This window comes from Legionella sp. km535, assembly GCF_003990085.1.
Lineage (GTDB): Bacteria > Pseudomonadota > Gammaproteobacteria > Legionellales > Legionellaceae > Legionella > Legionella moravica.
The window spans coordinates 1-24,092 of record NZ_RZGU01000014.1 but is presented as its reverse complement, the minus strand read 5'-3'; the positions used below and the strand labels follow the sequence as shown (position 1 = coordinate 24,092).

Here is a 24,092-nt window from a genome sequence, read left to right as displayed (position 1 = left end):
TTGCGAGGGACGATGGGAGCTGTTTAGGTCGTCGCGCACAAGCATCACTTCGCTTGCAGGGAAAAGTGAACCTCAGATGGTTCACCTTATAAATTTTATTTTTTACTGAGAAAAAAACTTATTAAACTTCTTTGATTGAAATGATGCTCACTTCTTCTAAAGGCACATCGCCATGCCCCATTTTCTGTCCTGTTTTTACCTTTGCAATCGCATCGACAACATCCATACCCTCAACCACTTCACCAAACACACAATAACCAAAGCCTTGAGCATGATCGCCACTGTAATTAAGAAAACCATTATCCGCCACGTTAATAAAAAATTGAGCGGTAGCAGAATGAGGATCCATGGTTCTTGCCATTGCTATGGTTCCACGCTTATTAGGCTTGGCATTTTTGGCTTCATTTTTAATGGGTTCTTCGGTTGGCTTTTGCTGCATATCCGCATTTAAGCCTCCGCCCTGAATCATAAATCCGTCAATAACCCGATGAAAGATCGTATCATTGTAAAAACCGCTTCGAACGTAGTTCAGAAAATTTTCTGCTGTTCCTGGAGTACCCTCTGTATCTAACTGTAAATGAATATCACCTTTAGATGTGCTAATTACAACCATTATATCTCCTGTTAAATCTTAAATTATGAGCAATTTATTACTAAAGCCCGCATTTTAGCACAAACATCATGCAATACATGGATATTATGAATGCTGGCCAGAGCCGTAAATAAATTGGCTTTTCTTTTAAATAAATGATGCAAATACGACCGTGAATAATTGAGGCAGGTATAACAAGAGCAACTCGCCATTACAGGGGACAAATCATCTGCAAAACATGATTTTTTTATTTGAATTCGTTCATTCTCGTATTCACTGGAAAAACGTAACCAATTTCCCTCTTGTACCAACTCACCACAATATAACGCCCCATGCCTTGCATTGCGTGTAGGCGCGACACAATCAAACATATCAATTCCCTCTGCAACTACATCCAAAAGATCCTGAGGTGACATACCCACCCCCATTGTGTAACGAGGCTTATGCTCAGGCAAAAAATCACGAACCCAGCGAATAACCTCAACTGTAGTGTTCATATCAAACCCTATAGTCTCACCGCCTATTGCGATTCCGTCTGTATTCATTGATGCAACAAAATCAGCGCATTCCCGCCTCAAATCTTCGAAAATGCCGCCCTGAACAATCCCAAATAAAGCTTGTTGATTCCCATAACGTGATGCTGGATGCTCGAGATGATAATTAACCGACTGTTTTAACCAGCGATGGGTACGAGACATAATATGGGCGACTTCATCCTTGGTACAACTGTCGGGAGTACATTGATCAAAGGCCATGATAATGTCTGCACCAATAATTTTTTGTGTTTCCAACGACATCTCGGGAGTCATATGAATCAGTCCCTGACTCCCAGGAAGTTTAAAATGAGCCCCTTCTTCATCAATGGTACAAATCTCTTTATTTTTAGATAAACTGAAGACCTGAAAACCACCGCTATCCGTTAACATCGGACCATGCCATCCCATAAACGGATGCATTCCCCCTGCTTTTTCTATTACGTTCATACCTGGAGCGCACAACATATGGTAGGTATTGCCACCTAAAATAATCTGACTGCCAGCGGCCAACAACTCTCCTGGAGTCATGTTATTTACTCCGGCACGAGTTCCAACGGGCATAAACACCGGAGTAATGAACTCGCCATGAGGGGTCGTAACACGGGTAACACGTGCTTTAGTACCGGCATGCCGGTACAGCACTTCACAAGAGAATTTATTCATCTAAAAAAGACAACTCAAAAAAAGAGCAATCATAGCCAAATCAAATCATGATTACCAGTTAATAAATTGAAGTGCGTGTTCGTAGAAACAAGAATAATCCTGTAATGGCCATAAAAAGAAAATACAAACTGACCCATCCAGGCATGGAAATACCCAACAGACTCCAGGTGGTTTCGGCACAATCTCCGGACCCCCAAAATAATGCTTTAGCGACAGATTGCCAGGGAAAATAACGGATTAATACATCCAGGCCAGGCATGCAGGCTGGGGCCTGATCGGCAGGAAGTGATTGCAACCACAACTGTCTTAGCGAAAAAAACAGACCGGCACAGGCGACGATAATCTGTAACAAGCTGACAAAATGAGCCTTTTTCAGAGTACCCAGACTCAGTCCCATAATTCCCAACAACAAAAAGACACAAAGACGTTGCATTAGGCATAGTGGACAGGGCTGAAGACCGACTATATATTGAAAATAAAGGGAAGACATTAATACAAAAAGCGTGATCAATGCCAGAAACGATTGAATTTTTCTATAGGCAAATTTAGTCATGATTTTGGCAACATATACTGGACAGCCGCTTTAAGCTCTGCTTCGGTACATTCAACGCAAGTTCCTTTTGCTGGCATAGCATTCAATCCTTTAATGGCTGAGGCAACCAGTTCATCAATCGTCCTACCTGCCAATCGAGGCTTCCAATCTTTTTCATCGCGAAATTTGGGTGCCCCGGCTAGTCCATCACGATGACAAACAGTGCAATATTGTTCGTAAGTCTCCTGGCCTGGTTCTTTAGCTTCTACAGTTGTTGATGCCTTATCCACCGCCCCGGCTCCAGAAGTATCATTACCTTGTTCCTGAATACGCACTTTACCTATGGGTTGAATTCTTTGTTGTATTTGCTGCCTATCGACATCATCCAATGCAAAAATAGAAAATGAACAAGCTGTTAACAGCGCTACGCTAATCAACCTCATTAATGCGCCCTCTCGATTACAATTTAAAAATCATACCGACAAGTGACGCTTTTTTCCAGCATCATTTAAAGAAGACGGCAGAAAAATGCGCTCTAAGTTCTGCAAAAAACGACTAAAGTCCTACTTCTGCCGCAAGTTCGATGTGTACCATCTGACTCTTGGTCTCACTTATGAAATCTTGAGGAAAAGTCAGATTTGCGTCCTCCATTTACAGGATTATTGGGGGAACGGCTAAAGCCATGTTACACTGCCGCCAATGGACAAGAAGCTGAGCTAGGGATGGGAATTCAAGATAACAGTACAGAAAATAATCATTCAGCGTCATCGATTTGGGAATCAGATGTAGAAACCGAACGCTACCCTGAATTCATCAACGATGCGATGGAACACTATTTCGAAGATCGAGTGAAAAAGTCATGGCAAGGTCGGCATATTCTTAATGGAAAAACCCCTACTCCCACCGCGCTTATTTTTTCAAGTAATGACTATTTACATATTAGCCAGCATCCCGAATTAATTAATGCTCAGATGGACGCCATGCGAAAATACGGTAATGGCCAAATGCAATCAGCCGTGTTTTTGAGTAACAATAGCCAATTGCTGGATAATTGCGAACAACAGTTCAGCACCTTTTTAAACTATCCCTCAAGCTTGCTTACTCAATCAGGCTGGTGTTCCAATGTAGGGATCATTCAAGCTCTGGCCAAACGAAATACACCAGTATATCTAGATTTCTATACCCACATGTCTTTTTGGGCCGGAGTTAAAGCGGCTAACGCCAAACCCATTCCGTTTCAACATAATTCGACAGAATCATTAATAAAAAGATTGGAGCGACATGGACCTGGGATTATTGCAATTGACTCGATATACAGCACGACAGGAACAATTAGCCCCCTCTCGGAATTTGTCAAAATTGCCAAAAAATACGATTGCCTGTTAATTGTTGATGAGTCGCATTCCCTTGGAACTTATGGGCCAAGTGGAAAAGGATTGGTTACCCTGCTAGGACTGTCCGATCAGGTTGATGTAATCACCGCAAGTTTGGCAAAAGCATTTTCAGGGAGAGGTGGATTAATTGCCGGGAAAAAACGATTAATTGAATTTGTACGCTATTCCTCCCTGCCAGCAATATTCAGTTCAGCATTGGTTCCTCATGATTTGGCTGGATTTTCATCTTCTCTGGAAATTATTTCCAGGGATGAATGGCGCCGAGAGAAATTGCATGCAAACGCAACGTTTTTACGAGAAGCCCTGTCAGCAAACGGTTTTGATATTGGCGATAGTGAGTCACAAATCATTCCAATTATGACGGGAAACGAAGCAAATACGATTTGGTTACGCAATGAACTGGAAAAGGAAGATATTTTTGGAGCGGTATTTTGTTCACCTGCCACCCCCAAGAACAGAGCATTGATACGTTTATCCCTTAGTTCCAACCACGAAAAAAGGGATCTTCTCCGAGTGATAGACTGCTTGCTCAAGTTAGTAGCGCATCAACGAGATATTCCTTTTTTTAATAGGTAGTATTAAGTAAGGAACATCTCCTCAGCATCTAACTCTTCAAGATATTGGTGATAGGATAAAATTTTATCCAGGCGAACATCAAATAAAACAGCACCTTGCACATAAGCATAGTAATAGGTTTCATCGGAAACAAATTTACGAGCTGGGACCAGACAATTGGTCCATTCGTTCCATTGTGGCGTCACTGAATTAGACTGCCAAAAACAAGGAATTTTCTCTCCACTGAGTAATTGGTCCAGAACCTCTTCACTGGCTCCATTATCCAGCGCCAAATCATAATGAAGGCGCATATCGGCTTCATTTTTTACAATTAAAAAACTGATATTGGCGTCATCATCCAACATGAAAAAACTACCTGAATTATCAGCGAGATAAAATTCCACTATCCCTTTCTTTTTACACAAATCCCAAAATAATTCAGCAAATTTTTTATCATGAAGACAGCTTGGCGAAGTGACCGAGAGCATACGAACAACCATATCGGACATACTTTGGAAGTACTGTAATTGCAAATCATGAATGCTCTTGATGATCAGCCCAGCCACATCGGGATCACTTTTTTTAATGTAGCGATGTATCAAACCTTCATTAAAGGCTTCAATCGCCAGTTTTTCATCAGCCTGTCCTGTTAACAAGATTTTTTTTATATTGGTATCTTCAATTCGTCTGCAAAACTCCAGGCCATCCATTCCTGGCATAGCGTAATCAACAACGACTACGGATATTTCCGAAAATCGTCTCGAATTATAAACTTCAGCATGAATAGCGGCTAAATCCAGATTGATTGTATGATTTGTCAAAGGACAATTTTTAGCTTCTGTATATTCACTAATGCAGCGCTGGCTCAATAGCTCCAACTCACAACGCTTTTTATGGATGCATTCCAACGCTTTAAATGGAGAATCAAAAACGCGATAAGCCAATCCTTCATCTAAATGCAAAACAAAGTTGAGCAAAAAATCGCGACTATCATCTACAAATACCGCAGTACTTGGAAAGTAACAGGTAGGTATAGAGAAATGTTGCATAGCTCCTCCTGAGCAAAACGATATGAAAACAAATCCTATTGTAACGCACTAAATCCTTTACAAACTAAATCAAGAAACAAGGCGAAACCTGCCTATAAAATATCATGATTGACTACTTAAGCCAAATTATTTGCGATTTATATGCATTAATCATCAGTAACTAATTTCTATCATATAAAACTGGGAACGACGAAACGAACATTCGACAACTCCTTGAATATTAGGGGCTGTTGATATTTCATTATGTTCAAGCCTACTTTCCGCGACTTGTTCGCGGAATCGATAGATCTTGCGCAAAACAAGAGTATATTGCGCCTATAAAGAGTGAATTGGATCCCGCGAACAAGTCGCGGAACGTCGAAACTTGAATTGTCAACAGACCCTAGGCTATATTAAATTGACTTCATTACTTTTTTCTTAAAATTCGAAGTCATCCTGCTCACAAGTACTGAAATTAAATAAGGATATTTTTATGGCTAATTCGAATGACGTTTATCAACCAATAGTCGGTGAATTAAAGCGCAACTGGGGTTGGATTTTAGGGCTCGGAATACTCTTTCTCTTTCTGGGCTGTATCGGTCTGGGCATGGTAGTTGGTTTAACACTGGTTAGCATGTATTTTTTTGGCGCATTACTAATCGTCTCCGGTATCACTCATATTATTGATGTATTTAAACATAAAGAATGGAAAGGGATCATCTGGCAAGCCCTGATTGCTGTGCTCTACATTGCAGCAGGATGCCTGGTATTTTATGACCCATTCCTGGCATCAACATTAATAACAGGAATTTTAGCCTCTGTACTCATCGTCATTGGATTTACCCGAATTATAATGGCTTTAGTGTTGCGGGATTCCAAAGGATGGGGTTGGTTATTATTAGCAGGTATCACTGCAATTATTTTAGGGGTTCTGATATTAGCGCAATGGCCTATTAGCGGCTTATGGGTAATTGGGCTGTTTATTGCCATCGAAATGATAGTCAATGGCTGGACCTACATCTTTATTGCTCTATCTTTACGTTCATCACAGTCTTAAAATCAGTGCAAGACGGTTCATTTTAATAACGGCGTCGTTCTAGTTCAATCAGCAATAACGCCGTTACTTCCCAAGCATACACAAGTAACGTGATAATACCCGTGCAAATGGTCTATTAAAGATTGTCCTTGGTTCAGCTGAAGCCAACAATGCACTTTTATGGCATTTCCAGGCACAGGTAGTCCACCCTGCCAAAATTTCTATACCCCCTATTCACGCGCAGTAATGTAGATATTCAAAACATTCTGGGGCAAAGGTTCTGAGCATAAAAAAGGATCGGGCTTATCCTTATCAATTCTCTTGCATATTATTGGCCCGCCAAAATATCCAGTACCGGGTATTTGGCTTCCCTGGATTTCAAGTTCCAATACACAAGACTGATTTGGTGCAAGCAAGAAAAAAGCATCAACGCAGTTCGTTGCACCCCCGCCAATCATACTAATACCAGTCATGGGTACCATAATCAACGGACGGGATAGTTTAGTGTTATTGGTTACGATATAAGTTACATTCCCCGTACCATTAGCTGGAACCCTGACAATATTGCCATTGGGAACTGAAGGAATAATAGAAAATTCAGGCGTAGATCCCGAGTACAAGAGATTCGAACAACACATAAAAAATATCAGATAGATTAAACAGGGTAATTTAGTGCCTTTCATTTTCTACTCCAGAATATTAAAAATTAATCGATAATTGGAAAGCTCAAGCTGAATAAAGCGTAATTTCCTTCTTCAGCGTCACAAGTAATATTGCCCCCAAAACCATTCATCACCAATTTACAAAAAGACAGCCCAATACCAGTCCCCATAAATGTCGTGGTATAGAAATGGTTAAACAAACGAGAAACTTGTTGGCTGGTCATTCCTTTTGCAGTGTCTTTAAAGTACAAATAATTGAATTTATCACCGTATTCGGTCCAAATTTGAATCTCTCCTCGTTGGGCGGTAGCAATCATATATAATGCATTTTTTATTAAATTAAATAAGACATGCTCCATGAGCAACTTCGAACCTTTAAATTGAAAATCTCCTTCCCAGGTAATTAAAGTTCTCTCTCTTGGCGATAAAAAAGGATATCGAGAAATCGCTTCACTTAAACACTCGGCCATGGAACACGTTTCCATAATACAATTGTGTATTGTATTCTCTCGACCCGCCTTAACCAACAACATATCAATAATTGTATTGGCGTAATCAATCTCACTGACAATGCGATCACTAACCCCTTCAAGTTGAAGCAGTCGGCGCTCTCTCAAGGGAGCAGGAATCAACTGATGCTCTTTTGCAAGTTGATAACCCTGAATCAATCCAGGTAAATATTGAACCAATGCCTGTGCACCGCTTTTAATTCCTAATAATGGGGTTCTCAACTCATGAGCAATCATTCCCGCAGCAGCAGCCATTCCAGCCAAACGCTGTTGCTGCAACATAGCAGTTTTATAATTTAAAGTGGAGCCGGCTATTATGGTAAAGACAATCACTAAGGCCATTTCTATATGTTCCTCTCCGAAATAAATATGCGGAGAGAGCCAGTAGTATCCTATTAACGCCATACCAACGCCCAAATTCAATAAGATGGTCAAGCTCAGTAAATCCACGAGCAATACTAACAAAAATACACTGCATAATAAGGACATTGCGGAAATAACGCTGGCTTGATTCATCAAAAAAAGAAAGGTAAAAAAGAACGGTAAGGTAAACAATAAGGTTAAAAACCAATACCAGGATAAATAATTCTTCCATTGGGCAGGCCAATATGGAGTCAGCATTAACCCCAGACCTAACAGACTGCCAATAAGACGCAAGAGCATACTTTCATAAGGCTGAGGAAACCAATATGCCCAAATCAGGTAAAAAAAAGGAAACCCTAAAAAAGCTATGGCGCCAACAGCAACCAATTGATGAGCAGAATTGGAAAGACTCCGCTGCATGGACTCGTCTAAATGCTTTACAATGTTTTTAACTTGCCACATTGTTTACTCCCTTCCCCTTTTTATAAAATGTGTTGAGCAACTCTCAATTGAACCCCAACATCACTTCTCAGAACATTGAAATTAAAAGGCTCAACTCACCCTATAATTCTGAGCTTGCCAAACGACATCCCCTTAGCAGAAAGAACGAATCAATGCTATTATCAGCGCTTATTTTACAAGTATCAGATAATCCATGAAGCAAAAAACCATTCGTATCGCTACACGTCAAAGCCCTCTGGCACTATGGCAAGCAAACCATATCAGAGAAACCCTTTTAATGAAATGGCCTTCTTTGACTATCGAATTACTGCCCATGGTAACCTCAGGCGACAAATTTCTTAAAGATAAATTATTAGTGGCTGGCGGAAAAGGGTTATTTGTTAAAGAACTTGAAGAGGCCTTGCTGGATAATAGAGCCGATTTTGCAGTTCACTCCACAAAGGATATGCCCGCAGAACTGCCCTCTGGGCTTAGTTTGACCGCAATTTGTAAACGACACAATCCTTATGATGCCCTGGTTAGCTCTCGGTTCTCCCAATGTGATGCTCTTCCTCTAAACGCTGTTGTAGGCACATCGAGTCTTAGGCGACAATCGCAATTACTGGCTTACAGACCCGATCTCCAAATTAAAACCCTGCGAGGAAACATCAACACCCGCCTCGCCAAACTCGAAGCGGGTGAATATGATGCCATTATCCTGGCAGCAGCGGGTCTAGAGCGGATGGGACTGGAGCACTCCATTACAGAACTGCTGTCCGACGACATGATGTTACCCGCATGCGGTCAGGGCGCATTGTGTATTGAAAGCCGTTCAGATGATCACGACATGCAAAATATTCTCAGCGTTTTAAATGATCCACTTACCTCACTGTGTGTTCAGACGGAGCGAACGGTGAATGCTCAACTCGGCGGTAATTGCCATGTTCCATTAGCTGTTTTTTGTAAACCGACCTCAAACACTCAACTCCTGTTGAAAGCAAAAGTTTTAAACCTGAATGGGTCTCAAATCATCTGCGATACTCAAACAGGAACTCTGGATCAGTCTCATCAATTAGCAATGCAATGCACCGAAAATCTCTTAAAGAACGGAGCGGCACAGTTACTGGAACGTATCGCTCCATGAGTCAGTCATTGCATGGGCTGCGTGTTTTGAATACACGTCCCAAAGAACAAGCTAAAACCCTTAACAGCGCAATCACTGAAGCCGGTGGAATCGCCATACCATGCCCTACTCTGGAAATAGTTGCAACGGAACAGGAATGGATAAACTCATTACCCGATTTAAATAAGGTACATCATGCTCTCTTTATCAGCGCTAACGCAGTACAATATTGTTTTACTCAACTCGCACGTCATAATATAGTGTGGCCAGAGCATATTAATGTCATCGCAATTGGTCATGGGAGTGCAAAAGAATTAAGCAAGTTTCATATTGAAGTCAAAGAGATTCCTGATGTTCCCGATAGCGAACATTTATTAGCACTCAACAGTCTGCAACAATTAAAAAATCAAACCGTGCTATTATTTAAGGGAGTAGGAGGCAGGCAACTCATTGAACAAAGCCTATTGGAAAAGGGAGCCAATCTATTCAGCCTGGAAGTGTACCAACGAGTAATGCCTGAAGTGAATCATCAACTGATCAATTCATTATGGCGTGAAGATTTGGTGGATATTATACTGTTAACAAGTGAACAGTCCATGCATAACCTTTTTAACATGTTCTGCAAGGACGCTCATTACTGGCTGAAAAATAAACCCTTTATTGTTCTAAGTGAACGACTTGCTCATTCAGCTGCTTTAAATGGTATTACGAAAACTATAATAAGTCATCCAGACAGGATGATGAATGCATTGTTTGATTATTATCAAGGATTAATCCATGACCAATAGCAATGAAAACGAAAAAAAAGAAACAACTCAAGTACACCATGAGGCAGACCGTACCCAGGATAATCCAGTACAAGAACTCAATCATCGTCCTTGCAATAAAAACAATACCTTACTCGCAAAAGCTGCGCTAATTCTAGCCATTACAGCAATAGCCTTTAATCTTTATAACACTCAGACCAATAAAAAATTACAATCGCATTTAGCCGATGAAAATAAAACCCTGATGGCTCAGGTTGAGGACTTGGGGCAAAATCAATCCAACATTCAGGATCAATTGACTGAGAAAGAAAATAAAATACGAGAACAGCAACGCGAACTGCAAAACCGAATCGATAGTTTAAATAAAGAGCTTCAAGTTGCCATGCAACAACGCCTGTATCAAAATCAAGACTGGCTTCTTCTCAAAGCACGTTATTATCTCGAATTAGCGCAAATCAATACGCATTGGAGTGACAATTTCAATGCGTCAATTTCGCTGCTTCAGCAAGCCGATAAATTGCTAAGTCAATTAAACGCTCCTCAGATTTTTGAAATTCGGCAAATAATCGCTAAAGAGATTGCTCAGTTAAAAGCGATGCCACCTATTGATATTCCAGGATTACTAAGCCAGCTGGATGCAGCACAACTCAGTGTGAGCAATCTGACCATTCAATCACCCCTCGAAAAAAATAATGTAACAGGTCAGACAGAACTCCCTCAATCATCAAACGCCTCAACCTGGAAATCACGTTTAAAAGACAATCTCAAATTGTTAGAACAACTGGTCATTGTCCGCCGTACTGATGAACAGATCAAACCTCTGATGTCCCCCTTATTCGAATCTGCATTAAAAGAGAGCATCAGACTGAATCTCCAGGAAGCACAGTGGGCAATACTGAATAATAATACCGAGGTTTATCAATTATCGCTGAAACAAGCCAGTAGTAACATCAAAAGAATATTTGATGAGCAAGCACCCGAAACGCTGGCCTTGCTAAAACAAATAAGCGAATTACAAAACATCAAACTAATTCAGGAAAAACCCGTAACAGGCTCAGCCCTGCCGCAACTGAATCAAATCATTGAGCAAATTGAACAGCAGGACAATAATGTAAATAAAAGCGAGAAGGGAGCGAACTAATAATGATACGAATTCTCGTTGCATTTTTAATCTTATTAGGTTCGGTATATCTGGGAATTCAGCTCAATTACGATCCGGGCTATGTATTAATCGCAATTAATCACTGGACTATCGAAACCACATTATGGGTCATGCTATTCGGCCTGCTTTTCCTGTTTATGGTACTGCATATTGTTTTACAATTGTGTCATAAAATTGCTAAAACCCCTGGAGCCCTTGGTAAATGGAATTCCCGACGGTTGGCGCAAAAGGCTCAAGCGACCACTCGAAAAGGATTAATTGAATACAGTGAAGGCTATTGGCAAAAAGCAAAAAACCATTTAATCCAGGCATTACCCAATACAGATACCCCTTTGCTGAATTACCTGACAGCGGCGCGTGCCGCGCAAAAAATGGGCGACAGTCAATTACGAGACCATTATTTACGTGAAGCACAACAATCCATGCCAGAGGCTAAAATTGCAGTGGAATTAACCCAGGCGCAACTTCAGCTTGCAAACCATCAATGGGAACAGGCATTAGCCACTTTAAGACATTTACAAGATTTAGCGCCACGACATCCCTATGTTTTAAAATTATTGATGAATCTTTATGAAGAAGTTCGTGATTGGCCGCAATTAATAGCCCTATTACCCGATTTAAAAAAGCATCATGTGATTTCTGATAGTGCTTTTGAACAATTACAAAAAAATACTTATCAGCGAGCCATCATTGATTTAACCAAGCAACATCAATCTGAGGCAATAACCAATCTTTTTAATTCACTCCCCAAATCCTTAACGTACAATTCTGATATAGTCTCAGAATACGTTCGTTACTTAAATCAAAAGCAAGAATATGCTCAAGCAGAAGCATTATTAAGGCGTTGTCTGCGCAAAGAAATGGATTCGCAACTCATAGAGCTCTATGGTTTATTTTACTGTGACGAACACCAATTATCCTTCGCTGAATCATTACTTAAAAAAAATCCCCATTCAGCCCCCTTGTATCTATGCCTGGGACGACTCAGCATAGCTCAACATTTATGGGGAAAAGCGAAACAATATTTAGAGCAATCCATTGAGCTAAATCCTACGCCGCCCGCCTACAATGAACTGGGTAAACTGTATGAAAAACTAAACGACCCATTTATGGCATGTCAGAGTTTCAGGAAAGGATTGGAAATAGCGATAGACAAGTCTTGATGCAGCCCTCACTCAATTTGAATTAAGATTGAGACACTTAGGCTATGGTTGTTCAGACGCATCAACTGGCCAATAAGCAACGGCTATGTTATAACTAACCCATTGAGCTTAAAATCTGAGAAGTCTGTAAATTATTTTATGTCTTATCTATGGAGAAAATAAAGGTTTATCATGGTAAAGAAATCAAAATGGCGTAACAGAACGTGGTTGTATTCAGGCATTATTTCTGGATTTTTATTAGGATTCTTTTATTTTGCTTTTGGGGTATATACTCACTCACAAGGAAAAGTTCATTCAAATTTGAATCATCTAAACCCAGAACATGTTCATGCTGGAAGCACACAATGAAACAGGAAAAAAAACTCACTTATATAGAAAAAGGCTTACAATACGTGCTTGGAATGTGCATTGGCACTGGTCTTTGGGCATTAACATTAATGATTTTGCTTATCCTTAATTGACTAAAAACCGATTCTTTGCCTATACCCATAAATTACTGGATTATTTTCAAATTCACTCAGCCCATTAAATCCAGGTCATTGGTGAATGACAGGCATCATGACAATCCTTTTCTGTCTTTTCTGTCTGAATCGTCACATGTTGAATCCCGAATTGTTTTCTGAGCTGCGCGACCATTTCTGCTCTGGATTCGTCCGTTAAAATATCATCAGGCATATAAAGATGTACTGAAAGTGCATTTTCTTTAGTACTCATAGCCCAGATATGCAAATCATGAATACTCTGAACTCCAGGCCAGGAAATAAGGAACTCACTTACCGCCGCCCAAGAAATCCCCCTGGGAACACCATCAATAATGAGCCTAAAGCTATCGGCAAATAATGACCAGGTTCCCTTAATTATCACCATGGCAATTAATAAGCCCACAACAGGATCTATCCATAACCAACCAGTCCAATACAATAATGCAGCAGAAATAACCACACCAACAGAAACTAACGCATCATAAAATAGATGCAAATAAGCGCCTCGAATGTTGAGATCATCAGATCCGCGCAAAAATAATAGAGCCGTAGTACCATTTACAACAATTCCAATCCCTGCAACAACCATTACAGACACCGCTTGAATTTCCGTGGGAGAAAGTAATTTATACATTGCTTCTGTGGCGATTATGCCGCAAGTAAAAATTAATAAGCCTCCGTTGACTAATGCAGCCAATATGGACGTTTTCTTCAAACCATAAGTTGCTTTTTTGGTCGGTTTAAGACTCATCAAGCCGATAGCAATCCAAGCCAAAATCAAGCCAAGCACATCACCTAAATTATGAAAGGCATCAGCTAATAAACTGGTTGAGTTGGCTACATAGGCATAGATAATCTGTAAAACCACAAAGACACTATTGGCAATAATCGCAATTAGAAAGGACTTGTTGTAAGTGACCTCACCGTGATTATGACCATGGTGGTCATGATGATTATGTGATCCTTCTTGCGAATGTTTGCTCATAATGCTCCTTGTGATTACTGCTCGTCGGTATAATAATTGATCCCTATTTTAATTCTGTCACGAGTTTTTTGTTTTCGCCAGGCATTGGTGTCTCTTAAGGAGTAAACACAACCACAATACTCCTGTTTATAAAATTCTTCCCGTTTAGCGATCGCATACATTCGTTCAGAACCACCATTTTTTCTCCAATTATAAGTCCAATATACCAAATCGGGATAATGACTTGCTGCGCGAACGCCACAATCGTTAATTTGATTCATATCCTTCCAGCGCGAGATCCCTAATGAACTGCAGATAACCGGAAATCCGTTTTCATGAGCATATAAAGCGGTTCGTTCAAAACGCATATCAAAACACATGGTACATCGTTTACCGCGCTCTGGCTCCCACTCTAAGCCCTTGGCTCGCTCAAACCAATTGTCCTTATCATAATCAGCATCAATAAAAGGAATGTGATGTTTTTCCGCAAATTTTATATTTTCCTGTTTTCTAATTTCATATTCTTGCACCGGATGAATATTGGGATTGTAAAAATAAATAGCGAATTCAATTTCAGAAAATACCAGTGCCTCCATTACCTCTCCGGAACAAGGGGCGCAGCACGAATGCAATAGTAATTTATTCGCTCCATTAGGTAATTCCAGTCGTTCTCTTTGTATCATTTTGTTACTTCCGGCAAGTTGATGAAATGCTGACGATAATATGCTAGTTCATTAATTGAATCTTTAATATCATCCAAGGCAAGATGCTTGGATTCTTTAACAACTCCATTCAATAATTCAGGCCTCCAACGAATAGCCAATTCCTTTAAAGTGCTTACATCCAGATTTCGATAATGAAAAAAAGCAGCCAGCTCAGGCATGTATTTATATAAAAATCGTCTGTCCTGACAAATACTATTCCCACACATAGGTGATTTACCTTTATCCAGGTATTGTTTTAAAAAATCGATGGTCAATTGTTCTGCCTGGGCTTCACCAATATGACTTTCCAATACCCTTTTTACCAAACCAGACTGATTGTGTTGCCTTGTATTCCATGCATCCATTCCATCAATCAGGGCTTTGGGTTGAGACACAGCAATCACAGGACCTTCAGCTAAAATATTCAGGTGAGGATCTGTGACAATAGTTGCCATTTCAATAATTCTATCCTGCTCAGGATCCAATCCTGTCATTTCTAAATCTATCCATATTAAATTGTGATTATTTTTCATTTCATTTCCAGGAATTTAGTAATTGTTTTACGCGGGCTACACGACGTGCATGCAAAGCCTCCTTGATGGCCTTTCCTTCATAGCCTTGCTCTATTAACTCTTTGGGGGTTACTTTAACACATTCAGATAAAATTTTAGACCATAATTCTCTTTGTTTATAGTCTAGCGAGTTTCCACGCCCCTCAGCATCCGCCTGGCAAGCGATCAATAATTGATGAAACAGATTGGGCCTTCTAAATGCATCGGTACGCTCCAATAAATTCACCATAGTATTAGCTCGCAATTCGAAAAAACGGTGAATGGTCAAATGATGCCGTGAAACAAGAGTAGCCAAAACACGGTAATCATTGGGTATTCGCAATCGCATACACAAAGCTTCGATTACAGCAACTCCAGTCTCTTCATGCATATAATGTTTTGGCCATTCGCGTATCGGCGTCATGGCTTTACCCAGATCATGTACCAAAGCAGCAAAACGGATTACAGGATCCGGGCTTAAGGCTACCGCCGATTGCAAGACCAATAAACTATGGATCCCGCTATCTATTTCCGGATGATGTTGATAGGGATTAGGTACCCCAAACAATGAGTTAATTTCAGGCAGAATCACTTCAAGAGCGCCACAAGAACGCAAGGAAATAATAAACTGCTCGGGATTTTTCTCTTCCAGGCTCCTTTGGAACTCTTGCCAAACTCGCTCAGGAACCAGATGAGATAACTCACCTCGTTTAACCATCTCATACATTAAAGAACGCGTTTCATTTGCCAGAGTAAATCCTAGACTATGAAATCGGGAAGCAAAACGGGCGACTCTGAGAACCCGTACCGGATCCTCTATAAAAGCCGGAGAAACATGCCTTAATATTTTACGTTCAATATCCCTTTGCCCGTGATACGGATCAATTAACGTGCCTTGCTCATCCATCGCCATGGCATTAATAGTTAAATCACGGCGTGCCAGATCTTCCTCCAAAGTGACCTCGGAGCTAAAATCACATTCAAAGCCATAATATCCTGGAGCTGATTTTCGTTCCGTTCTTGCCAAAGCGTATTCTTCATTAGTTTGAGGATGCAAAAACACTGGAAAATCACGACCTACCTGCCTAAACTTCATGTTGAGCAACTGTTCTGGAGTTGAACCAACCACAACCCAATCACGCTCCTGAATTGGAATGCCTAATAATTGATCCCGAACCGCTCCACCCACCAAGTAGACTTTCATTAAATAGGATTTACCTTCATACTGTATCATTAATAAACGAGACAATTATAATATAGATCGATACCATGAGTAAAAGACGAATCAATAAACAACAAACCGCACGTATTGAAAAAATACAGCAAAATTATCAAGAGGCAAAAGAAAACAATCCTGACTCTCTTGCTGATGGTTTAGTGATTACTCGATTCAGCAGACATGTTGAAATTGAAGACAATCAGGGAAATCGCATACGATGTTCGATCAGACCCAATCTGGATACCTTGGTCGCTGGGGATCGAATTGTCTGGCAAATGGAAGGAGTAAAACAAGGGGTAGTAGTCAGTCTTTATCCCAGAGGAAGTATCCTGGCAAGGCCTACCAGCACCGGTTTAAAAAAACCTGTGGCTGCGAATATCACTCAACTCATTATTGTAATAGCCCCTAAACCTGAAATTAGCTGGCCATTGCTCGACAGTTACCTCATTATGGCTGAAATCCTCCATCTTCACGCGTTGATTGTCCTGAATAAAACCGATCTTCCCTGCGATGAAATCAGAACACAATTAATCAATGATTATCAGAATTTAGGCTATCCCATCATCATGACCAATAAAAAAGAATCCATTGGATTTGAACAACTCAAACAAAGCCTGAACCATCAAATTAATGTTTTTGTAGGGCAATCCGGTGTTGGAAAATCGTCTATGATTTCAAGAATTCTTCCACATGAAGAAGATATTGCGACAAATGAGCTTTCTGAAGGCAGTGAACTAGGGCGACACACTACAAGCAACTCGCGCTATTATCATTTACCAAGCGGTGGTGCTTTAATCGACTCACCAGGTGTTAGAGAGTTCAGTCTCTGGGATATGGAATCCTCCCTGCTTGCCCAGGGTTATACTGAATTTAAACCATTCCTGTCTCGTTGCAAATTTCGAAATTGCACCCATGTTGACACCCCGCACTGTGCCATAATTGCAGCAGTACAGAATGGTGAGGTATCATTGAGACGCTATGAAAATTTTATAAAACTATGTACTCAATTTAGCAAGAACAAATATTAAATCGCGTCTATCCAGGTTCCGTAAACAAAATTTAGTTATTGCATAAAAAACCTTCATTGCGAGTATTAGCGTAGCAATCCAGATCAAATCTTCGCTAACACGCTGTAATGGATTGCTTCACTTCGTTCGCAATGACGACTTATTTGCAATAGATTAAAAATTCGTTCACAGAACCTAGAGGCTGTTGGCATTTCATTTTTTCAAGCCTACTTTCCGCGACTTGTTCACGGAATAGATAGATTTTGCGCAAATCAAGAATATATTGCGCCTATAAAGAGTGAATTGGATCCCGCGAACAAGTCGCGGGACGTCGAAACTTGAAGGGATTATCGAAGCTTGCCAGTCTCAACGTCCTAAGACGCCATCATGGCTATTGTCAGCACACCCTGATGTTTTTATAAGGAGCTACCACAAATGTATTTGGAAATCAGATTACGTTGGAGCACCCAAATAATCCAAACACTGAGAACTATTGCTAGCTACTTCCAATTCACCAACGGTTAAAATAGGACGCGCCAGGTTTCTAAGATAAGACAACATCGATTGGCGTGAACTCTCAGTCAATTTCAGGCTTGGCGAACTCGACGCTTCTTTGAACGCATCAATAATGCAACTTACCTGTTTTAAACCGGTCATTGAAATGGAAACTTTTGATTTATCGGCACGACAAACAAAGCTGTAAAACAACTGGGGATGTCCAGGCTGACTTAAATTGATTTGATTTAATCTGTTTCCAATATGATGAGCACAATTATCGAGAAAGACAGTGCTGGTTTTACCTAAATCATACAATTGCAGTAACCTTATCAAATCTGTTTTATCCTCTGCATCAAATTTCTTCAATAAGCGAGTAAAAAATATATTCACTCGAAACCGCTTTAACAAGTCACTGCCTGTTTGTGCATACGTATGGAGTAGTTCATCAAGAAATAAATTAATATGCGGTGTTATAACAGAACTTGTCGGTTTAAAACGTAATAATGCATGAAGTATTAACTCGGGTTCATGCCAATATACACCTAACCTATTCAGCGTTTCTTGCCTTACATGCTCATACCACCTTGTTGTAGAATAAAATCCTGAAATCCAGGAAAAAAAACCCATTTTTACAGGAGCCGGAGCAAAATAGTGCTGCTTTACAAACAAATAAATGGCCTCTAAATCCTGCTCCCTGTTTTCATTTAATGCAGGTAAAAAACAGTTATAAATTTCCATAGCCTCAGGAAAAACATCATTGTTCAAGTCCCACAGACTGATTGTCCTCTCCGTTAAAGGCCACATTTCAAAGGCAGAGGTCATCAATGATACGATTAAACGGTAACAATGCTTCAAAGGTTGGTGATGATCCTCAGAGGGAATACTCACGGACTGACCGCTGCTACTGCTACTTGAAGCTAGCGAGGTGATTGAGTTGTAAACAGATTCTAAAATAGCAAGAGAGCTTTTCAATGCAGGGTTAATATTATATAACCACAGCAACAATGTATGAAGCAATTGATCTAAATCATAACTGCGAGACATGTTGATTGCGATTAAAAAGTCCAATAAGTAATAGTCCTTTGATTGAAAGGATATCTGTTGCCCATAAAAACAATTAATATTGTGTAAATCACCCTGGGCAAGAAGCCGAAAAAACTCATTGGCTGACCTTTTAAAATTCGTATAATCTGCGCTAGCATTTTTAAAAGTATGATATTGCTCTACCAACCTTAATAAACGAGGTAAAAGTTCCATGGGCAATTCCCCGTTATCCAACAGACGGGGAAAAACTTTTCTATTCAAAAAATCCCAAAAGTTTACAAAAACTTCACTGCCAATTTTAAACTCACCATTGGTCTGCTTGCAGGATTTGAGCCTGCTCAGCTCATCAACAGTCACCAGATGCAATTTGACATTTGAAAGATCGCGATAAGTAGACAGCATAAAACCATTTTTTAATAAATGCTCACAAAACCCTCTTTTACGGTACAGAGTGTGTCCTCCATGCCCTACATAAAAATTGTCCATTCGGGTTGTTTCAGTTAAACAAGTTAGATTGTTAAAATCTTTGTCATTGGTTATAAAAGGAATTAATATCTGAAACAGATGTTTCTTGTTCTCTTCAGCTAATTCCTGGGCAAACTTAATCCATACCTGATTTATTCCCTGAGAGTTCAAAGTATAATCGTCTTCAGTATCCATCACACTCTTCCATCGTGCTTTATAGGATTCCAATAAAAACTGAACATCTGCAGAACTAAGAACATCCATTGGGTCACTGTCTTTAAACCGAGCGGATAGAGATTGATGTAACTTGATATCACAGGGGATTAATGGGCCTGACGATTCTAACTCCTGTATAAGCTGTATCACTCTGAGCACTAGCAAAGGACTTAATATCTGAAACAGATGTTTATTGTTTTCTTCAGCTAATTCCTGGGCAAACTGAATCCATACTTGATTTATTCCCTGAGAGTTCAAAGTATAATCGTCTTCAGTATCCTTCACACTGGTCCATCGTTCTTTATAAGATTCCAATAAAAACTGAACATCTGCAGAACTGAGAACATCCACTGGGGCACTATCTTTAAACCGAGCGGATAGGGATTGATGTAATTTGATATCACAGGGAATTAATGGACCTGACGATTCTAACTCCTGTATAAGCTGTATCACTTTGAGCACTAACATCGGAAATAACAATCCTTTACAAAATCAAAATTGGACGGAGTATAGCTGTTCAATAAATAGCAAATCCTAATAATAACCTAATCTAGGAATCAAGATAAGCTTTTCTAAAAAATAATCAATTATGAGCGGGCTAGGAATATAAAATACATATAATAATCACTAAAAAAGCAGTCTCGATTTCTTCATTAAAAATAAAGCGCGTCATATTTATAAACCGCTGCAGTACATGCAAAGTAAAGTATTTCCCTTTCGATACATTCTTAGCCAGAAATCTTTAAATATTATAGTGTATACTGAATATTATTTAGTTTTCACTTTGCCATGTTGATTGAGCATGCTTAAATTATTTCCAGGATAAGTCATGACATTATATATTTATTGGTTCTTATTAGCGTTGATTCTGCTTGGTCTGGAACTGGCAACAGGAACTTTTTATTTACTCATACTCGCCATTGCAATGGCTATTGGTGGAGTCTTCGCTATGTTAGGTCTGTCGTTTTCAGCACAACTTTCACTGGCAGGATTGGCGAGCATCGCCGGTATTGTTTTGTTACGTCGCTGGAAAAATGAGCATCCTTCCGATGCAACATCTTTAAGCCTGGACATCGGTCAACCAGTCGTTGTGTTAACGTGGAGAGATGATGAAACCGCGCGTGTCTTTTATCGAGGCACTGAATGGGATGCACAGCTGGAAACCAAAGAGATTAGACATGAAGGCAGCTTTTACATCAAGGATGTTCGAGGTTCTGTTCTAATATTAACAAATCGAAAACCGATTTGACTTGCGGATATACTTTATGGAGGCGTTATGGAAATTGCATTATTGATTTTAGTTGTAGCCGTAATTTTTATCGTTACAGCATTGAAAGTTGTACCACAACAAAATTCATGGATAGTTGAACGGCTTGGTAGATTTCATGCTGCATTGTCACCCGGATTGAATGTCGTCATCCCCTTTATCGACAGGATTGCATACAAACATATGCTCAAAGAAGTTCCCCTGGACGTTCCCAGCCAGATCTGTATTACTAAAGACAACACCCAATTGCAAGTTGACGGTATCCTGTATTTTCAGGTCACTGATCCCAGACTTGCGTCTTATGGTACCAGTGATTATGTATTAGCAATCACCCAGCTCGCGCAGACCACCTTACGTTCAGTTATAGGAAAAATGGAGCTGGATAAAACATTTGAAGAGCGAGAACATATTAATGCCGCAGTGGTAGCTGCGCTTGATGAGGCAGCTACGAGTTGGGGGGTAAAAGTATTACGCTATGAAATTAAAGATTTGACCCCTCCAAAGGAAATTATCCATGCGATGCAAGCCCAGATTACTGCAGAGCGTGAAAAACGCGCTCTGATCGCCGCCTCAGAAGGGCGAAAGCAGGAACAAATTAATATTGCCACCGGTGAGCGAGAAGCCTTTATCCAAAGATCTGAAGGAGAGAAACAATCTGCAATTAACCGCGCACAAGGTGAAGCTGAGGCCATTAAAGCAGTAGCGTCAGCTAATGCTCAGGCCATTCAACAAATAGCCCAGGCCATCCAGTCATCGGGAGGCATGGAAGCTGTAAATTTCAAAGTGGCGGAGCAATATGTAGAAGCCTTTTCCCAGGTAGCTAAAGAAAACAATACTCTCATCCTGCCAGGAAACCTGGCGGATCTGGGAGGATTAGTTGCAACGGCCATGAGTATTGTAAAGAGTAAAAAATAATCCCGATAGGGGCAAAGCAATTATTAACCCCTGAGTATCATGCAGATAAGGTGAGTTTTAAGGAGACCGCGTCATGAATGCCATTATTCACACCGGTGATGGTATTCTGCGCTGCTCTGATATTAATAAGCTCTCTCTGATAAAAAGCATGACCGTAACTGAAATCAACAGTCAAATGCTCCAGCATTTGATATCCCATAGAAAAACCAACAGTCAAACTATCACCAGTACCTATTTGAAACGCTCCATTTGAAGGAGATTGATTATAAGTTCCTGCAACCCTGACCTTCCATTTTGACGATAAATTATAAATCGATCCCAAGGTCAAAAGCCAACTATTATGGAAGTTGTAGTCTATGCGTCCCCTTGGAACAATAAATGCCTGGCGTCCAGATTGCGCTACAAAATTATAGACATAAGCCTGTTTAAATACATCCCATTGAAGGTATTGAATGGTTCCCACAAAGCCAAGCTTTTCATTTAGAAAGTGACTCAGTGAAAAAACGCTTCTCGCGGGTGTCCAGAATTTAAAATGAAAATCATCTGATGAGACATATTCTGGACTGGTGATGGTACTGGTTCCTTTAAAGTTATAAGTAATTGCACTACGGTAATTGAATCCTAAAGAGGTCCATTTACTTAATTGAATCAAAATCCCCAAGTCACCACCTAAGCCCCTTGCTTTAGTATTATTGATACTTCGGCTGTCAGGAATATTTAAACGGGGCACACCTGAAATCGGCTCTTGGTACAAGTGAGCACGAGAGATATTTAGATTTCCACCTACAGATAAGAATTGATTAATTTTAATGCCTATTGCTGGTACTAAATCTACAGCATCCGTTTGATTACGCGACTGCACGTAGCGAAGAACAGAATGATTATCCAGATCCCGATTAAAATCATTAACTACCAGGGCAAAACCACCAGAAAATTTATCGTTTATGGGAACGCTGAGGTACATAGAGGGCAAAATAAAATGTGATTTTGTAGTCACAGCCCCTGACTCGGAAACACCGAAGGGAACTTGTTGTGCGCTTCCAGCAAATTGAAATTGCGCTCGTGCCATGGTTCCTAAAAGAATAAGTTGTTGATGGGGAATTACCGTTAAGGCAGCCGGATTAAAATAAACCGCTGTAGCGTCTCTAACAACTGCAGCTCCTAATGTTTGTTCAATAAAAGAGGCATGTAATAAACTGCTTAATAACAGAAGCCCTATAGTCACATAATGCTTAATACCGATTGATCTTGCCATTAACGTCCAGGTTAAAAATGTAGTTCTATTTTATTTGTAAGATCATTTTTGAGGTTACAGACTCTTAAGTCAATATGTATTATATAACATAGGATTTTTTCGCTTCACTTATGCAGTTAGATGATCTATATGGGATATATACGCTATAGTATAATCAACATCTTTTGGTAGAGAATGCTATGGCAGACGTGATTAATCTGAATAAGAAAAGAAAAGCTAAAAATAAAGTGGAAAAGGAAAAAAAAGCTTCTGAAAATCGTATTAAATTCGGAAGGACAAAAATAGAAAAGCAATTAGATCAGCAAGACTTTGAACGACAACAACGTCATCTGGATGGCCACAAATTAGAAAATATAGATAAAAATAACGAGTAATTATTCTGATATCCTCACCTAATTCATGATCGCCACGAAATAAATTAATCTAGTGTGCTCCATAGTATTTGCAATTTTACGTAACGATAAGCTTCAAGATAAACCGATCGAATTTGCTTATGGAAACACCAAGGAATGAAAGAAAACTGACGAAGAAAAAAATACCTACGGAAATTTAATATATCCTTATGATTTTAAAATCGATAAATAAATTAACAAAAAAAAAGCGGCTAAAAAGCCGCTTTTCTGGAATAAAACCCTGGCGATGACCTACTTTCGCATGAGGAAACCTCACACTATCATCGGCGCATGTTCGTTTCACTTCTGAGTTCGAGATGGGATCAGGTGGTTCCAAACCGCTATTGTCGCCAGGAAAACTGTTTGCCTTCAGATTGATGATTGGTTTCAATCAACAAGCCCAAGGCCTGGTAAAGATTCGAGGTAACACATTCTACTCTATTTTATCGTCTACTTCTATAACCCAAAGTAACTCAGATTATATGGTCAAGACAATCAGCCAATTAGTACAAGTTAGCTTCACACATTACTGCGCTTCCACACCTTGCCTATCAACGTCGTAGTCTTCAACGGGCTTCATGGGAAAA

General features: G+C 40.0%; 24 protein-coding genes and 2 rRNA genes. 11 read left to right on the top strand and 15 right to left on the bottom strand.

Translation table 11 applies throughout. From position 1 onward, the window contains the following. Positions 1-121 precede the first annotated feature (121 nt). Genes ELY21_RS09450 through ELY21_RS09435 form a run of 4 tightly spaced genes read right to left on the bottom strand, consistent with a single transcriptional unit; the run spans position 122 to position 2,766 of the window. The gene (locus ELY21_RS09450) at positions 122-613 is read right to left on the bottom strand and encodes a peptidylprolyl isomerase (RefSeq protein ID WP_127108952.1); all 492 of its coding nucleotides are present in this window, start codon (positions 611-613) and stop codon (positions 122-124) included. A 23-nt stretch (positions 614-636) separates the two neighbouring features. Further along, a complete protein-coding gene (tgt, locus tag ELY21_RS09445) occupies positions 637-1,791 on the bottom strand; it encodes a tRNA guanosine(34) transglycosylase Tgt (RefSeq protein WP_127108950.1) in 1,155 nt (384 codons plus the stop codon). Between the two features lie 58 nt (positions 1,792-1,849). Next, entirely contained in the window at positions 1,850-2,344 is a 495-nt protein-coding gene (locus ELY21_RS09440) for a disulfide bond formation protein B (protein WP_127108948.1), read from the bottom strand. Further along, entirely contained in the window at positions 2,341-2,766 is a 426-nt protein-coding gene (locus tag ELY21_RS09435; protein ID WP_028383380.1) for a cytochrome c5 family protein, read from the bottom strand. The genes ELY21_RS09440 and ELY21_RS09435 overlap by 4 nt, the downstream gene beginning before the upstream one ends. 195 nt (positions 2,767-2,961) lie before the next feature. On the opposite strand from ELY21_RS09435, the gene cqsA reads away from it, so the two are divergent. Continuing rightward, a complete protein-coding gene (gene cqsA, locus ELY21_RS09430) occupies positions 2,962-4,293 on the top strand; it encodes an alpha-hydroxyketone-type quorum-sensing autoinducer synthase (protein ID WP_233588696.1) in 1,332 nt (443 codons plus the stop codon). 2 nt (positions 4,294-4,295) lie between these two features. On the opposite strand, the gene ELY21_RS09425 is transcribed toward cqsA, so the two are convergent. Next, a complete protein-coding gene (locus tag ELY21_RS09425; protein WP_028383381.1) occupies positions 4,296-5,321 on the bottom strand; it encodes a response regulator in 1,026 nt (341 codons plus the stop codon). Between the two features lie 472 nt (positions 5,322-5,793). Here ELY21_RS09425 and ELY21_RS09420 point away from each other — a divergent pair, with 472 nt between their 5' ends. Beyond that, the gene (locus tag ELY21_RS09420) at positions 5,794-6,357 is read left to right on the top strand and encodes an HdeD family acid-resistance protein (protein ID WP_127108946.1); all 564 of its coding nucleotides are present in this window, start codon (positions 5,794-5,796) and stop codon (positions 6,355-6,357) included. Positions 6,358-6,566: 209 nt separating this feature from the next. Here the strand turns inward: ELY21_RS09420 and ELY21_RS09415 are convergent, their stop codons facing one another. Beyond that, positions 6,567-7,019 carry a hypothetical protein gene (locus ELY21_RS09415; RefSeq protein WP_028383383.1) on the bottom strand — a complete coding sequence of 151 codons (453 nt, stop codon included), beginning with the start codon at positions 7,017-7,019 and terminating at the stop codon, positions 6,567-6,569. A gap of 23 nt (positions 7,020-7,042) precedes the next feature. Continuing rightward, a complete protein-coding gene (locus ELY21_RS09410) occupies positions 7,043-8,332 on the bottom strand; it encodes a sensor histidine kinase KdpD (protein ID WP_127108944.1) in 1,290 nt (429 codons plus the stop codon). Positions 8,333-8,525: 193 nt separating this feature from the next. On the opposite strand from ELY21_RS09410, the gene hemC reads away from it, so the two are divergent. The 5 genes from hemC to ELY21_RS15605 all read left to right on the top strand — a co-directional run bounded on the left by hemC (position 8,526) and on the right by ELY21_RS15605 (position 12,874). Further along, positions 8,526-9,455 (top strand): hydroxymethylbilane synthase, encoded by a 930-nt coding sequence (gene hemC / locus ELY21_RS09405; RefSeq protein WP_127108942.1) that lies wholly within the window; start codon positions 8,526-8,528, stop codon positions 9,453-9,455. Continuing rightward, complete coding sequence (locus ELY21_RS09400) at positions 9,452-10,222, top strand: uroporphyrinogen-III synthase (protein ID WP_028383386.1); 771 nt, start codon at positions 9,452-9,454, stop codon at positions 10,220-10,222. The genes hemC and ELY21_RS09400 overlap by 4 nt, the downstream gene beginning before the upstream one ends. Beyond that, positions 10,212-11,342, top strand: coding sequence for a uroporphyrinogen-III C-methyltransferase (locus ELY21_RS09395; protein ID WP_127108940.1), 1,131 nt, complete (start codon positions 10,212-10,214; stop codon positions 11,340-11,342). The genes ELY21_RS09400 and ELY21_RS09395 overlap by 11 nt, the downstream gene beginning before the upstream one ends. Before the next feature lie 2 nt (positions 11,343-11,344). Continuing rightward, entirely contained in the window at positions 11,345-12,526 is a 1,182-nt protein-coding gene (locus ELY21_RS09390) for a heme biosynthesis HemY N-terminal domain-containing protein (RefSeq protein WP_028383388.1), read from the top strand. 171 nt (positions 12,527-12,697) lie between these two features. Next, complete coding sequence (locus ELY21_RS15605) at positions 12,698-12,874, top strand: hypothetical protein (RefSeq protein WP_155824908.1); 177 nt, start codon at positions 12,698-12,700, stop codon at positions 12,872-12,874. A gap of 177 nt (positions 12,875-13,051) precedes the next feature. Here ELY21_RS15605 and ELY21_RS09385 read toward each other — a convergent pair whose 3' ends face one another. Genes ELY21_RS09385 through ELY21_RS09370 form a run of 4 tightly spaced genes read right to left on the bottom strand, consistent with a single transcriptional unit; the run spans position 13,052 to position 16,431 of the window. Continuing rightward, on the bottom strand, positions 13,052-13,993 hold the full coding sequence (locus tag ELY21_RS09385) for a cation diffusion facilitator family transporter (protein ID WP_127108938.1): 942 nt from the start codon (positions 13,991-13,993) through the stop codon (positions 13,052-13,054). 14 nt (positions 13,994-14,007) lie between these two features. Beyond that, positions 14,008-14,655 (bottom strand): epoxyqueuosine reductase QueH, encoded by a 648-nt coding sequence (locus ELY21_RS09380; protein WP_028383390.1) that lies wholly within the window; start codon positions 14,653-14,655, stop codon positions 14,008-14,010. Next, entirely contained in the window at positions 14,652-15,209 is a 558-nt protein-coding gene (gene orn, locus ELY21_RS09375) for an oligoribonuclease (RefSeq protein WP_028383391.1), read from the bottom strand. The genes ELY21_RS09380 and orn overlap by 4 nt, the downstream gene beginning before the upstream one ends. Before the next feature lies 1 nt (position 15,210). Then, entirely contained in the window at positions 15,211-16,431 is a 1,221-nt protein-coding gene (locus tag ELY21_RS09370) for a multifunctional CCA addition/repair protein (RefSeq protein ID WP_127109062.1), read from the bottom strand. A gap of 65 nt (positions 16,432-16,496) precedes the next feature. Here ELY21_RS09370 and rsgA point away from each other — a divergent pair, with 65 nt between their 5' ends. Further along, the gene (gene rsgA, locus ELY21_RS09365; RefSeq protein ID WP_127108936.1) at positions 16,497-17,474 is read left to right on the top strand and encodes a small ribosomal subunit biogenesis GTPase RsgA; all 978 of its coding nucleotides are present in this window, start codon (positions 16,497-16,499) and stop codon (positions 17,472-17,474) included. A 432-nt stretch (positions 17,475-17,906) separates the two neighbouring features. On the opposite strand, the gene ELY21_RS09360 is transcribed toward rsgA, so the two are convergent. Continuing rightward, entirely contained in the window at positions 17,907-20,144 is a 2,238-nt protein-coding gene (locus ELY21_RS09360; RefSeq protein WP_127108934.1) for a hypothetical protein, read from the bottom strand. A 361-nt stretch (positions 20,145-20,505) separates the two neighbouring features. On the opposite strand from ELY21_RS09360, the gene ELY21_RS09355 reads away from it, so the two are divergent. Then, a complete protein-coding gene (locus ELY21_RS09355) occupies positions 20,506-20,925 on the top strand; it encodes an NfeD family protein (RefSeq protein ID WP_127108932.1) in 420 nt (139 codons plus the stop codon). Between the two features lie 27 nt (positions 20,926-20,952). Then, on the top strand, positions 20,953-21,858 hold the full coding sequence (locus tag ELY21_RS09350) for an SPFH domain-containing protein (RefSeq protein ID WP_028383396.1): 906 nt from the start codon (positions 20,953-20,955) through the stop codon (positions 21,856-21,858). A 37-nt stretch (positions 21,859-21,895) separates the two neighbouring features. Here ELY21_RS09350 and ELY21_RS09345 read toward each other — a convergent pair whose 3' ends face one another. After that, the gene (locus ELY21_RS09345; protein ID WP_127108930.1) at positions 21,896-23,113 is read right to left on the bottom strand and encodes an OmpP1/FadL family transporter; all 1,218 of its coding nucleotides are present in this window, start codon (positions 23,111-23,113) and stop codon (positions 21,896-21,898) included. Between the two features lie 179 nt (positions 23,114-23,292). On the opposite strand from ELY21_RS09345, the gene ELY21_RS09340 reads away from it, so the two are divergent. Beyond that, the gene (locus ELY21_RS09340; protein WP_028383398.1) at positions 23,293-23,487 is read left to right on the top strand and encodes a DUF4169 family protein; all 195 of its coding nucleotides are present in this window, start codon (positions 23,293-23,295) and stop codon (positions 23,485-23,487) included. Positions 23,488-23,744: 257 nt separating this feature from the next. Here ELY21_RS09340 and rrf read toward each other — a convergent pair. Together rrf and ELY21_RS09330 are read right to left on the bottom strand one after the other, a co-directional pair. Beyond that, positions 23,745-23,860 (bottom strand): 5S ribosomal RNA (gene rrf / locus ELY21_RS09335). A 127-nt stretch (positions 23,861-23,987) separates the two neighbouring features. Further along, positions 23,988-24,092, bottom strand: a 23S ribosomal RNA gene (locus tag ELY21_RS09330); the annotation flags it as partial.